15 protein-coding genes are annotated in these 12,301 nt (G+C 70.2%); 11 read left to right on the plus strand and 4 right to left on the minus strand.

Annotated elements, in window-relative coordinates; translation table 11 throughout:
• Positions 1–22: 22 nt before the first annotated feature.
• Genes AB4880_RS08560 through AB4880_RS08595 form a run of 8 tightly spaced genes read left to right on the plus strand, consistent with a single transcriptional unit; the run spans position 23 to position 6,507 of the window.
• Positions 23–712: a helix-turn-helix transcriptional regulator gene (locus tag AB4880_RS08560; RefSeq protein ID WP_367918795.1), complete on the plus strand. Its 690-nt coding sequence runs from the start codon at positions 23–25 to the stop codon at positions 710–712.
• Complete coding sequence (gene sufB, locus AB4880_RS08565; protein WP_367918796.1) at positions 709–2,127, plus strand: Fe-S cluster assembly protein SufB; 1,419 nt, start codon at positions 709–711, stop codon at positions 2,125–2,127. The genes AB4880_RS08560 and sufB overlap by 4 nt, the downstream gene beginning before the upstream one ends.
• Positions 2,127–3,296, plus strand: coding sequence for a Fe-S cluster assembly protein SufD (gene sufD, locus AB4880_RS08570; protein ID WP_367918797.1), 1,170 nt, complete (start codon positions 2,127–2,129; stop codon positions 3,294–3,296). The genes sufB and sufD overlap by 1 nt, the downstream gene beginning before the upstream one ends.
• On the plus strand, positions 3,296–3,631 hold the full coding sequence (locus AB4880_RS08575) for a bifunctional 3-phenylpropionate/cinnamic acid dioxygenase ferredoxin subunit (RefSeq protein ID WP_367918798.1): 336 nt from the start codon (positions 3,296–3,298) through the stop codon (positions 3,629–3,631). The genes sufD and AB4880_RS08575 overlap by 1 nt, the downstream gene beginning before the upstream one ends.
• Positions 3,628–4,392: a Fe-S cluster assembly ATPase SufC gene (gene sufC, locus AB4880_RS08580; protein WP_367918799.1), complete on the plus strand. Its 765-nt coding sequence runs from the start codon at positions 3,628–3,630 to the stop codon at positions 4,390–4,392. The genes AB4880_RS08575 and sufC overlap by 4 nt, the downstream gene beginning before the upstream one ends.
• A gap of 2 nt (positions 4,393–4,394) precedes the next feature.
• Complete coding sequence (locus AB4880_RS08585) at positions 4,395–5,666, plus strand: cysteine desulfurase (protein WP_367918800.1); 1,272 nt, start codon at positions 4,395–4,397, stop codon at positions 5,664–5,666.
• Between the two features lie 2 nt (positions 5,667–5,668).
• The gene (sufU, locus tag AB4880_RS08590) at positions 5,669–6,124 is read left to right on the plus strand and encodes a Fe-S cluster assembly sulfur transfer protein SufU (RefSeq protein ID WP_367918801.1); all 456 of its coding nucleotides are present in this window, start codon (positions 5,669–5,671) and stop codon (positions 6,122–6,124) included.
• Positions 6,124–6,507 (plus strand): metal-sulfur cluster assembly factor, encoded by a 384-nt coding sequence (locus AB4880_RS08595; RefSeq protein ID WP_367918802.1) that lies wholly within the window; start codon positions 6,124–6,126, stop codon positions 6,505–6,507. Before sufU ends, AB4880_RS08595 begins: the two co-directional genes overlap by 1 nt.
• Before the next feature lie 143 nt (positions 6,508–6,650).
• On the opposite strand, the gene AB4880_RS08600 is transcribed toward AB4880_RS08595, so the two are convergent.
• Positions 6,651–7,163 (minus strand): SRPBCC family protein, encoded by a 513-nt coding sequence (locus AB4880_RS08600; RefSeq protein WP_367918803.1) that lies wholly within the window; start codon positions 7,161–7,163, stop codon positions 6,651–6,653.
• Positions 7,164–7,203: 40 nt separating this feature from the next.
• Between AB4880_RS08600 and AB4880_RS08605 the strand changes: the two genes are divergently transcribed.
• Positions 7,204–7,803, plus strand: a complete 600-nt coding sequence (locus AB4880_RS08605; protein WP_367918804.1) for an acVLRF1 family peptidyl-tRNA hydrolase — start codon at positions 7,204–7,206, stop codon at positions 7,801–7,803.
• Here AB4880_RS08605 and AB4880_RS08610 read toward each other — a convergent pair whose 3' ends face one another.
• The 3 genes from AB4880_RS08610 to AB4880_RS08620 form a co-directional block, all read right to left on the minus strand.
• The gene (locus AB4880_RS08610) at positions 7,804–8,514 is read right to left on the minus strand and encodes a hypothetical protein (RefSeq protein ID WP_367918805.1); all 711 of its coding nucleotides are present in this window, start codon (positions 8,512–8,514) and stop codon (positions 7,804–7,806) included.
• Positions 8,515–8,528: 14 nt separating this feature from the next.
• Entirely contained in the window at positions 8,529–8,924 is a 396-nt protein-coding gene (locus AB4880_RS08615) for a zinc metalloprotease (protein ID WP_367918806.1), read from the minus strand.
• Between the two features lie 385 nt (positions 8,925–9,309).
• Positions 9,310–9,765 (minus strand): GNAT family N-acetyltransferase, encoded by a 456-nt coding sequence (locus tag AB4880_RS08620; protein ID WP_367918807.1) that lies wholly within the window; start codon positions 9,763–9,765, stop codon positions 9,310–9,312.
• Between the two features lie 65 nt (positions 9,766–9,830).
• On the opposite strand from AB4880_RS08620, the gene AB4880_RS08625 reads away from it, so the two are divergent.
• Positions 9,831–10,748: an ABC transporter ATP-binding protein gene (locus AB4880_RS08625; protein ID WP_367918808.1), complete on the plus strand. Its 918-nt coding sequence runs from the start codon at positions 9,831–9,833 to the stop codon at positions 10,746–10,748.
• Positions 10,745–12,301 carry an ABC transporter permease gene (locus AB4880_RS08630; RefSeq protein WP_367918809.1) on the plus strand — a complete coding sequence of 519 codons (1,557 nt, stop codon included), beginning with the start codon at positions 10,745–10,747 and terminating at the stop codon, positions 12,299–12,301. Before AB4880_RS08625 ends, AB4880_RS08630 begins: the two co-directional genes overlap by 4 nt.

Here is a 12,301-nt window from a genome sequence, read left to right on the forward strand (position 1 = left end):
TGATTATCGGCACACTGGTGTTGTGGAATTCGCGACCGAGTCCGACCAGCCGACGCGCCAGCGCGTCGCGCGGTCGATCCTGGTCAACGGTCCCTCCACGGCCGCGGCGCTCGCCGAGCGCCTCGACCTGACCCCCGCGGCGGTGCGTCGACACCTCGACCAGATGCTGGCCGACGGCATCGTCACCGCGCGCGACCCGCGCCCGATGGGTGCGCGGGGGCGGGGGCGGCCGGCGAAGGTGTTCGCGCTCACCGAGCACGGCCGCGACGGCTTCGACCAGCAGTACGACGACCTGGCCACCGAGGCGCTGCGCTTCCTCGCCGAGACGGGCGGCACCGACGCCGTGAAGGCGTTCGCCGAGCGGCGCGCGACCTTCATCGAGCGGCGCTTCCCCGAGGTCGCCGCCGAGCACCCGGGCTCCTCGCCCGCCGAGGTGCTCGCCATGATCTTCTCCGACGAGGGTTACGCGGCCTCCGTCCGAGAGCTGCCGGTCGTGGGGGAGCAGCTGTGCCAGCAGCACTGCCCGGTCTCCCACGTCGCGCACGAGTTCCCCCAGCTGTGCGAGGCCGAGACCGAGGCGATCAGCCGCGTGCTCGGCACCCACGTCCAGCGCCTGGCCACCATCGCGCACGGCGACGGGGTCTGCACCACGTGCATCCCCGACATCGCAACGGTCTCGTCCCGAGAGAAGAAGGAGCAGGTCACCTCATGACCTCGATCGAAGAACTGAACCCGGAGCTCAAGGGGATCGGTCGCTACGAGTTCGGCTGGGCCGACAAGAACGACGTCGGCGCCAACGCCAAGCGCGGCCTCAACGAGGACGTCGTCCGCGACATCTCCGGCAAGAAGAGCGAGCCGGGCTGGATGCTCGACCTCCGGCTGAAGGGCCTCAAGCTCTTCGACCGCAAGCCGATGCCGACGTGGGGATCCGACCTCAGCGCGATCGACTTCGACAACATCAAGTACTTCGTGCGGTCCACGGAGAAGCAGGCCCAGAGCTGGGAGGACCTGCCCGAGGACATCAAGAACACCTACGACAAGCTCGGCATCCCGGAGGCGGAGAAGCAGCGCCTCGTCGCCGGCGTCGCGGCGCAGTACGAGTCCGAGGTCGTCTACCACCAGATCCGCGAGGACCTGGAGGAGCAGGGCGTCATCTTCCTCGACACCGACACCGCGCTGAAGGAGCACGAGGAGCTCTTCAAGGAGTACTTCGGCACCGTCATCCCGGTCGGCGACAACAAGTTCGCCGCGCTCAACACCTCGGTGTGGTCGGGCGGCTCGTTCATCTACGTCCCCAAGGGTGTGCACGTCGATATCCCGCTGCAGGCCTACTTCCGGATCAACACCGAGAACATGGGCCAGTTCGAGCGGACGCTGATCATCGTCGACGAGGACGCCTACGTGCACTACGTCGAGGGCTGCACCGCGCCGATCTACTCCTCCGACTCGCTGCACTCCGCGGTCGTCGAGATCATCGTCAAGAAGGGCGGCCGCTGCCGCTACACGACCATCCAGAACTGGTCGAACAACGTCTACAACCTCGTCACCAAGCGTGCGGTCTGCGAGGCAGGCGCGACGATGGAGTGGGTCGACGGCAACATCGGCTCCAAGGTGACCATGAAGTACCCCGCCGTCTACCTGATGGGCGAGCACGCCAAGGGCGAGACGCTGTCGATCGCGTTCGCGGGCGAGGGCCAGCACCAGGACGCCGGCGCCAAGATGGTCCACGCCGCGCCGCACACCTCCAGCTCGATCCTGTCCAAGTCGGTCGCCCGCGGTGGCGGTCGTACGTCGTACCGCGGCCTGATCCAGGTCAACGAGGGCGCGCACGGCTCCAAGTCCAACGTGCTGTGCGACGCGCTGCTGGTCGACCAGATCAGCCGCTCCGACACCTACCCCTACGTCGACATCCGCGAGGACGACGTGTCGATGGGCCACGAGGCCTCGGTCTCGAAGGTCTCCGACGACCAGCTGTTCTACCTCATGTCCCGGGGCATGGAGCAGGACGAGGCGATGGCGATGATCGTCCGCGGATTCGTGGAGCCGATCGCCAAGGAGCTCCCGATGGAGTACGCCCTCGAGCTGAACCGCCTGATCGAGCTTCAGATGGAAGGAGCGGTCGGCTGATGTCGGCTGTCGAGACCACCGCGGCCGCGGTGGAGATGGAGCACGTCGAGTCGCACCTCCACCCGGAGCCGACCTTTGCGCTCGAGGCCCACCCCGCCCCGACCGGGCGCGAGGAGATCTGGCGCTTCACGCCGCTCAAGCGGCTGCGCGGCCTGCTCGAGGACGTCGTCGCCGACGCCCACCTGGAGCAGAAGCTCGAGCTGCCCGAGGGCGTGACGCTGACGCAGATCTCCCTCGACGAGGCGAACGCGCTCGGCGGCACCGCCCCGTTCGACCGGCTCGGCGCGCTGGCGGCCAAGAACGCCGGCACCGCCCACCTGCTCGACATCGCGGCCGAGGCCGAGCTGTCCTCCCCGGTGTGGGTCCACCTGCACGGCACCTCGGTCGACGACATCGTCTCCGGGCGCGTCGTGGTCCGGGTCGGCAACCACGCCAAGGCCGTCGTCCTGGTCGAGCACACCGGCAGCACGACGTACAACGGCTTCACCACCGTGCTCGTCGGCGACGGCGCCCAGCTCGACCTGGTCCACGTCAACGACTGGGCCGACGACGCCGTCCACGCCGAGCAGATCAACGCCCGGGTGGGTCGCGACGCCACGCTGCGCCAGTTCGAGTTCACCCTCGGCGGCGACCTGGTCCGCACCAGCACCAATGTCGACTACGCCGGCCCCGGCGGCTCGGCCGAGCTCTTCGGCCTCTACTTCGCCGACGCCGGCCAGCACTTCGAGCACCGGCTCTTCGTCGACCACAACGCCCCGAAGACCAAGTCCCACGTGGTCTACAAGGGTGCGCTGCAGGGCCAGAAGGCGCACACCGTGTGGATCGGCAACGTCTTGATCCGCAAGGTCGCCGAGGGCATCGAGACCTACGAGGAGAACCGCAACCTCGTCCTCACCGAGGGCTGCCAGGCCGACTCGGTCCCCAACCTGGAGATCGAGACCGGCGAGATCGACGGCGCCGGCCACGCCTCCGCGGTGGGCCGCTTCGACGACGAGCAGCTGTTCTACCTGCGCTCGCGCGGCGTCTCGGAGGCCGAGGCGCGCAAGCTCGTCGTGCGCGGCTTCTTCGACGACCTGATCCGCAAGGTGGAGGTCCCCGAGCTGGCCGAGAAGCTCTCGGCTCAGGTCGAGGAGGAGCTCCAGCGCCACGTCCTGGCGGAGCTCGACTGATGGCCTTCGCACGCGCCTGCGCGCTCAGCGACGTACCGACCGACGAGGCGCTCGCCGTCACCGTCGACCGCTACGACGTCGCGATCGCGCGCGACGGCGACGAGGTCTACGCGCTGCAGGACCTGTGCTCCCACGCCTCCGTCTCCCTCTCCGAGGGCGAAGTCGCGGACTGCACCATCGAGTGCTGGCTGCACGGGTCCACCTTCGACCTGCGCACCGGCAAGCCCACCGGCCTCCCGGCGACCGAGCCGGTCGCCACCTTCCCCGTAGAAGTACGTGACGGCGACGTCTTCGTCGACGTCGAGACCACCCTGAACGGAGTCACCCCCGCATGAGCACGCTCGAGATCAAGGACCTGCAGGTCCAGGTGCAGACCGAGGACGGTCCCAAGGAGATCCTCAAGGGCGTCACGCTGACCATCAAGGACGGCGAGACCCACGCGATCATGGGCCCCAACGGCTCGGGCAAGTCGACGCTGGCCTACTCCATCGCCGGCCACCCGCGCTACGAGATCACCGGTGGCACGGTGACCCTCGACGGCGAGGACGTCCTCGCGATGACGGTCGACGAGCGCGCCCGCGCCGGTCTCTTCCTCGCGATGCAGTACCCCGTCGAGGTCCCCGGCGTCTCGGTCGCCAACTTCCTGCGCACCGCCAAGACCGCCATCGACGGTGAGGCGCCCAAGCTGCGCACCTGGGTCAAGGATGTCAACGCGGTCCTCGACCGGATGAACCTCGACCCGACCTTCTCGCAGCGCTCGGTCAACGAGGGCTTCTCCGGTGGTGAGAAGAAGCGCCACGAGATCGCCCAGCTCGACCTGCTCGACCCCAAGGTCGCGATCCTCGACGAGACCGACTCCGGCCTCGACATCGACGCGCTCAAGGTCGTCTCCGAGGGCGTCAACCGGTTCCGCGAGCGCGACGGCAAGGGCGTCCTGCTGATCACGCACTACACGCGGATCCTGCGCTACATCAAGCCCGACCAGGTCCACGTCTTCGTCGCCGGCAGGGTCGCCGAGTCCGGCGGTCCCGAGCTCGCCGAGGAGCTCGAGGCCAACGGCTACGAGAAGTACGTCGGCGCGGCCGCCGGAGCCTGATCATGACCCTGGAGGGGCTCCTCCCGGAGCTGGCGGTCATCCGCAAGGACTTTCCGATCCTCGAGCGCACGCTCGCGGGCGGGCTGCCGCTGGTCTATCTCGACAGCGCCAACACCTCGCAGAAGCCGCAGGTGGTCATCGACACGATGGTCGACCACCTGGAGCGGCACAACGCCAACATCGCCCGCGCCATGCACCAGCTCGGCGCGGAGTCGACGGAGGCGTTCGAGGCGGCGCGCGACAAGGTGGCCGCGTTCATCGGCGCGCCCGAGCGCGACGAGGTGATCTTCACCAAGAACGCCTCCGAGGCGCTCAACCTGGTTGCCAACACGCTGGCCTGGGCCGGCGAGCGGCAGGTCGGCCCCGGTGACGAGGTCGTCATCACCGAGATGGAGCACCACTCCAATATCGTTCCCTGGCAGCTGCTCACCCAGCGCACCGGTGCGACGCTGCGCTGGTTCGGGCTCACCGACGAGGGTCTGCTCGACCTGTCGAACATCGACGAGCTGATCACCGAGCGCACCAAGGTCGTCTCACTGACCTGGGTGTCCAACATGCTCGGCACGATCAACCCGATCGCCGACATCACCCGCCGCGCGCACGCGGTCGGCGCCATCGTCGTCGTCGACGCGTCGCAGGCCGCGCCGCAGTTGCCGATCGACCTGGCTGCGATGCCGGTCGAGGAGCGCCCCGACCTGGTCGCCTTCACCGGCCACAAGGTCGTCGGCCCGACCGGCATCGGTGTGCTCTGGGGATCCCGGGCTGTGCTCGACGCGCTCCCGCCGTTCCTCGGCGGTGGCGAGATGATCGAGACGGTGCGGATGGAGGCGTCGACCTACGCCGGCATCCCGCACAAGTTCGAGGCCGGCACGCCGCCGATCGTCGAGGCGATCGGCCTCGGCGCGGCGGTCGAGTACCTCGCCCACGTCGGCATGGACGCGATCCACGCGCACGAGCGGGCGATCACGGCGTACGCGCTCGAGGGCCTGCAGTCGGTCCGCGGCGTGACGATCCTCGGACCGCTCGACGCGGCCATGCGCGGCGGCGCGATCTCGTTCGAGCTCGACGGCGTCCACCCGCACGACATCGCCCAGGTGCTCGACAGCCGGGGCGTCGCCGTCCGGGCCGGGCACCACTGCGCGAAGCCCGCCCACGCCCGCTTCGGCGTCCAGGCGTCGACGCGCATGTCGTCGTACCTCTACACGGAGCCGCGCGAGATCGACGCCCTCGTCGAGGCGCTGGAATACACCCGTTCCTACTTCAAGTTGGACTGAGGATGACTGCCCAGGATCTGGATGCGCTCTACCAGGAGATCATCCTCGACCACTACAAGAACCCGCACGGCAAGGGGCTGCGCGAGGCCCACGAGGCCGAGGTGCACCACGTCAACCCCACGTGCGGTGACGAGGTGACCCTGCGCGTCCACGTCGCCGACGGCGTCGTGGCCGACGTGTCGTACGACGCCCTCGGCTGCTCGATCTCGCAGGCCTCGGCGTCGGTGCTCTACGACCTCGTCGTCGGCAAGAGCGTCGACGATGCGATGGCGATCCACCAGGAGTTCCTGACCCTGATGCAGGGCAAGGGCACGGTGGTCCCCGACGAGGACGTCCTCGAGGACGGCATCGCGTTCGCCGGCGTGGCGAAGTTCCCGGCCCGCGTGAAGTGCGCGCTGCTGTCGTGGATGGCATGGAAGGACGCGACGGCGCAGGTCGTCGCAGGAGGAGACAAGTGATGACCGAGTCCATCGACAACAGCGACCTGCCCGAGGTCCCCGAGGCGGGGCTCGCCGGCACCAACGCGTCTTCCAACGTCGCGCTCGCCGACATCGAGGAGGCGATGAAGGACGTCGTCGACCCCGAGCTCGGCATCAACGTCGTCGACCTCGGCCTGGTCTACGGCATCCACGTCGACGAGGGCACCAATGTCGTCCTCGACATGACGCTGACCTCCGCGGCCTGCCCGCTGACCGACGTGATCACCGACCAGACCGAGTCGGCGCTCGAGGGCCTGGTCAACGACGTCGCGATCAACTGGGTCTGGATGCCGCCGTGGGGTCCCGACAAGATCACGCCCGACGGCCGCGAGCAGCTGCGGGCGCTGGGCTTCAACGTCTGAGCTGGACGTGCACGGGGGTGGGCTTCGGCCCGCCTTCTCGTGTTTTTGGGTGGGGGTCGGCGGGACGTCGGGGTGCGTCGATTGGGCAGATACTGCACGCTCCGGGGCCGAAAACGTTGCGGTTTGGTCCCAAACCGCAATTCTCAGGCCCCGGCGAACCGCTCGTCCGTGTACCGCCGCAGGTTGGTGAGGAACCGCCGGAACACCGCATTCATCACCGGCCGGCCCAGCGGCATGCCCACCTTCGACGCCCCGCGGACGTCGAGCGCGAGGGTCCAGGTCAGCCGACACCCGCCCGCGGTCGGTACGACGTCGTACCGCTCGGCGAACGCGCAGACCGTCCGCGTCGACGCCTCGTTGAACCGGAAGGACATCATCGTCGGCGGCTCCCAGGCGAGGAACTCCTCGTCGCCGATCAGTCCACCGCGCATGGTGACCGTCCGGCGGGTGCCGACGTCGCGGGGGAGCGGCGTGGTCCACGCGACGTGGGTGATGACGCTCGCCCAGCGCGGCCACGCGTCGGCGTCGGCGAGCACCTCGAAGAGCTGCTCGGGCGTGATGGCGAGGTCGACGCTGTTGGCGTAGCGGTAGGGCGCCGTGTCGACGAAGTCGATCCCGACCGGCTCGCACGGGTGCATCGTGAGCGTCTTCGGCATGGGCTGAATTAGAACACGTTCTCGTCGGTAGTGTCAGCGCGTGCCCGAGGTCCTCGTCCCGCCTGCTCGCTGGCCGCGCTGGCTCGCCAACTTCGCCGGCTCGCACGGCGAGCCCGAGCTCACCGTCGCGGACGGCGGGCTCCGCGCGAGCGCGCCGGACGGGTCGTGGTTCACCGCCCGGCTGCCCTTCGACCTTCCGTACGACGGTCCGCCCACCGGGCTCGCCGACCATGCCGTCGCGCCCGAACGCTGGGGCGTGCTGCTGGTGCGCAAGGGTGGCTTCGCGGTCGCGCGGCTCGAGGGAGCGCGGCTGGTGGAGAGCAAGGTCGGGCAGCGACACGTCCAGGGCCGGACCAAGGCCGGCGGGCAGTCGCAGCAGCGGTTCGCGCGGCGCCGGGCCAACCAGGCGCGCGACGCATACGCCGCCGCGGCCGAGCATGCCGCGCGGATCCTGGCAGGCGCGTCTGTCGTGGTCACGGGCGGCGACCGGTCGGCGGTCGCCGAGGTGCTGGCCGACCCACGGCTGGCGCGGGTGACGACGGTGGGGCCGTGGCTCGCCGTACCCGATCCGCGGCGGGCGGTGCTGGATCAGGCGATCCTCGATGCGCAGGCGCTGGTGGTCGAGGTGACGAACGCCTAGCTAGGGCGTGGCGCCGAGTGCTGACCGCACCTGCGACAGTGCGTGGTCGAAGGTGAGACTCGGGTCGTTCTGCCATCCGCGGACGGACGATTCCGGGCCGCGATCGAGCAGGATCGTCTGTGGATTGGAGACGTCCACGATGGGGGTGGACGCGTCGAGTACGCCGGCACGCGCACGCCACATCGACGTGCCCTCGGCGCCTCTGACCGGCGAGGCCAAGACGAGAATGCGGGCGCCCGGGGGAATGTCGTGCTGGAAGGCGTCGATGGGCACCGCGACATCGCCGCCTGGGACGATCGTGCCGGTCTGGTCGTAGGTCTGAACGCCCCGGGGCAGCGTCAGGTAGGCGATGCCGCCGGGAAACTTCGCTCGCGAGCCTTTGAGGACATTGCTCACTCGGACGCGAATCACCACGAACCGATCGCGTTCGGACTGACCTTGCTCGTTGGTCTGCACTTCCGAGCGGCCGTCGGCCAAGCCGTCGACCACGCCCTCGAGGACGAAACGCGACTTCGCGGCGACGGCGCGCGGCGACGGTTCGGACAGGAAGTCGGCCGAGCCCGCCCCGTCGAGGATCGCATCCTGCGCATAGACCCGCGGTGCGCGCGCTGCGCCGTCGTCTGCGTGGAGTGCGCCTGCTCGTGTCTCGGCGCAACCGGTCAGGGCCAGCGACAGGATCAGCAGGGCACGCGGTGTCTTCTTCTGGATCATGATGGGACCTGGCCTCACCAGTTCGTGTTGACGGCGACGATGTCGTGGGGGCCGTAGGAACGAGTCCAGGGCTGACCGCCGTCGGCCAGCCCGCTCATCAAGCAGTTGTCGGCGCCGTTCCTATCTGCTGGGCCGGTATATGGGTCGCCGAATCCGTAGTGCCACAACCCAACGGTGTGCCCGATCTCGTGGCACAAGGTGTGGCGGATCTCGGATCCGCTGTTCGTCGCGGTGGCGTCGATCAGGTTGACGTTGACGCGGATCCGCCATTGGTCGCAGCGGTTGACGTCGTTGCGTTTGAGGCACTTGGTGTCGCCCAAGGTGCTCGGTCCGAGGTCGACCTGGCGGAAGACGATGTCGGTCGCCGCGCCACACGGATCCTCGCGAGTGTCGACCACGGTCTGGGCCATGAGACCGTCCTTGTTGTCCATCGAGTAGCGCGCGCGGGACTTGGCTGCGGTGCCCATCGGATTGATGTCTGAGAAGCAGAACGTGTGCGTGCCGCGATCCGGTTCCGCAAGGTGGTCCGGCCAGGGCCGGTGGTCTGCGTGGGCCGGGGCGCAGAGCCCGAAGACGGCAGCGGTCGCTGATGTTGCGACGACCGCGGTAGAGGCCAGCGCGCTTCAGTTCATGTCATACCCCTTTCGGCTCGGCGTGACCGAGATTGTCTGTGACCCCAAGTAACATCGGGTGCGCGACCGTACGACAGGTCCGCGGTCGACACAAGAGATGGTCGGCAACCGTCGCGGATCAAAGGGGCGCCTCGGCGTGGAGGACTGACGGCGCGTGCGGGGCTTAGAGCGCCAGGGTCAGGAAGACGCTGTTGGGGTCGAGCGCATAGCCCTCGAACGGCGGGCACTCGGCGAAGCCGCGGGCGACATAGAGCGCTCGAGCCGGCGCGAAGTAGTCCTCGGTGCCGGTCTCGAGGCTGATCCGACGATGGCCGCGCGAGCGCGCCTCGCCGACGACGTGGTCGAGGAGTCGGCCGGCGACGCCGCGACGGCGGGCGGCGGTCGCCGTCCGCATCGACTTGAGCTCGACGTGCTCGCCTGAGAGCCGTTTGAGGGCGACGCAGCCGAGCAGCTCGTCGTCGGACCGGGCGGTCCAGAAGGTGATGCCGGGCGCGGCGAGCGCGTCGGGGTCGAGCGCGTGGACGCTCTCGGCCGGCGAGGTCGCGTACATGTCGGCGAGGTGCTCCTCGAGGAGGGCGAGGACGTCGGGCCGGCGCGGGTCGTCGGGCGCGATCTGCATGGGTGGATTCTCTCGCGGGCACGTGGCTCCCACGGCATCGCCCCGATGCGCAGCATGATGGACGCATGACGAGTCCCCTCATCGAGGTCCGCGGCCTCGTGAAGACGTTCGGTTCGTTCCGGGCCCTCGATGGGCTCGACCTGGTCGTCGAGCCGGGCGAGGTCCACGGCTTCCTCGGGCCCAACGGGGCGGGCAAGTCGACGACGATCCGGGTGCTGCTCGGGCTGCTGAGGCGCGACGCGGGGGAGGTGCGGCTGCTCGGCGGCGATCCCTGGGCGGACGCCGCGCGGCTTCACCGGCGGCTCGCGTACGTCCCCGGCGACGTCAGTCTGTGGCCCAACCTGAGCGGCGGCGAGACCCTCGACCTGCTGATCCGGATGCGCGGCGCCGACCCGGGGACGTCACGGCGCGCCGAGCTGATCGAGCGGTTCAGCCTCGACCCGACCAAGCGTGGGCGCGCCTACTCCAAGGGCAACCGGCAGAAGGTCGCGCTCGTCGCCGCCTTCGCCACCGACCCCGACCTGCTCATCCTCGACGAGCCGACCTCCGGCCTCGACCCGCTGATGGAGCAGGTCTTCAACGAGTGCGTCGCCGAGGCGACCGCCCGTGGCGCGACGGTCCTGCTGTCGAGCCACATCCTGAGCGAGGTCGAACGCCTGGCCGACCGGGTCACCATCATCCGCGAGGGGCGGGTCGTCGAGACGGGGACGCTCAGCTCGCTGCGCCACCTCCACCGGACCAAGGTCGTCGCCACGGTCGCCGCGGCCGCGCCCGACCTCGGCTCGATCGCGGGCGTCCACGACCTGTCCGTCGAGCCCGCCGGCGACGGTACGGCAGTCAGCTGCTCGGTCGAGCCCGACGTCCTCCCGCAGGTCCTGCGCGCGCTCACCGACGCCGGCGTCACCACCTTGACGAGCAGCCCGCCGAGCCTCGAGGAGCTCTTCCTCGACGCCTACCGCGACCGGGCGGGCGCGGGCCGATGAGGACCGACGGCTGGTCCCTGCTGCTCCGGGTCGGGCTGCGCCGCGACCGGATCCTCGCGCCGGTCGCGATCGGCGTCCTGGTCCTGATGAGCATCGCGTCGGCGGCCGCCACCCCGAGCCTCTACTCCAGTGCCGCCGAGCGGATCCGAGCCGCCGAGGCGATCAACGCCAGCCCCGCGATCGTCGCGCTCTACGGCCCGATCGTCGACGTCAGCAGCGAGGGCGAGCTGGCGATGACCAAGATGACGGTCCTGTACGCCCTCTTCGCGGCCGCGCTGTTCATCGCGATCGTCCGCCGCCACACGCGCGTCGAGGAGGAGACCGGCCGCACCGAGCTGGTCGGCGGCACCGCGATCGGCCGCGACGCCCCGCTCATGGCGGCGGCCGTCGAGGCGGTGCTGCTGGCCGTCGTCCTCGGTCTGCTCACCGCGCTCGGCAATGTCGTCGGTGGGCTCGACGTCGGAGGCTCGGTCGCGTTCGGCGCGATGTGGGCCGGCTCGGCGCTGGTCGCGGCGGGCATCGGGCTGGTCGCCGCGCAGCTCTCGGCGAGCGCGCGGACCTGCGCCGGCTTCGCCGCCGGCGCGATCGGCGTGCTCTTCGTGCTACGCGCGGTCGGCGACACCGGCCCGGCGTGGGTGAGCCGGCTGTCGCCGCTGGGGTGGAACACCCAGGTCCGTGCGTACGGCGACACGCGCTGGTGGCTGCTGCTCGCCTACCCGGCCCTCGCGGCGGCCCTCGCCGGGGTCGCGGTCGCGCTGCGCAGCCGCCGCGATCTCGGTGCGGGGCTGGTCGCGGCGCGGCCCGGTCCGGCGTCCGGCGCGCCGCGTCTCGCCGACGCCTTCTCGTTGGCGCTGAAGGTGCACGCGACCACCCTGATGCTGTGGAGCGGCGCGGCCGCCGTCCTCGGTGCCGTCTTCGGGATGATCGCGCCGGGCATCGGCGACCTGCTCGACTCGGCGACCGCGCAGTCGATCATCGACGAGCTCGGTGGCGCGCTGGTCTCGGCGATCCTGTCGATCACGGCCGTCGTGCTCACCTACTTCGCGGCGACGGTCGTCGGTCACTCGGCGCGCGACGAGTCCGACGGGCGGGCCGAGCTGGTCCTCGCGGGCGGCACCAGCCGCACCCGGTGGTTCGCGGCGACCGCCGTCCTGGCGCTCGCCGGCACCGCCTGGCTGCTGCTGGTGACCGGCGCCGGGCTCTGGATCGGGTACGTCGCGGCCGACGGCCCTGGCATCGGCAACCTCCTCGTCGCGGCGCTCGCGTGGGCGCCCGCCGCGTGGGTCGTCGGCGCTCTCGCGGCGCTGAGCCTGGCGCTGGGGACGCGGTGGGCGGCGCTGGTCTGGGTGTGGCCCGCGGCCTTCCTGACGCTCAGCCTGCTGGGCGACCTGCTGCACCTGCCGGGGTGGCTGACGGGGCTGTCGCCGTACGCGCACGTGCCGCTGCTGCCGGCCGCCGCGTGGGACTGGGGGAGTGCCGGCGGGCTGAGCGCGGTCGCCGCCGTCCTGCTGGGCGTGGCGTGGTGGCGCTTCCGCGAGCGTGATATCGGCTAG

This window comes from Nocardioides ginsengisoli (assembly GCF_039537225.1).
Classification (GTDB): Bacteria; Actinomycetota; Actinomycetes; order Propionibacteriales; family Nocardioidaceae; genus Nocardioides; species Nocardioides ginsengisoli.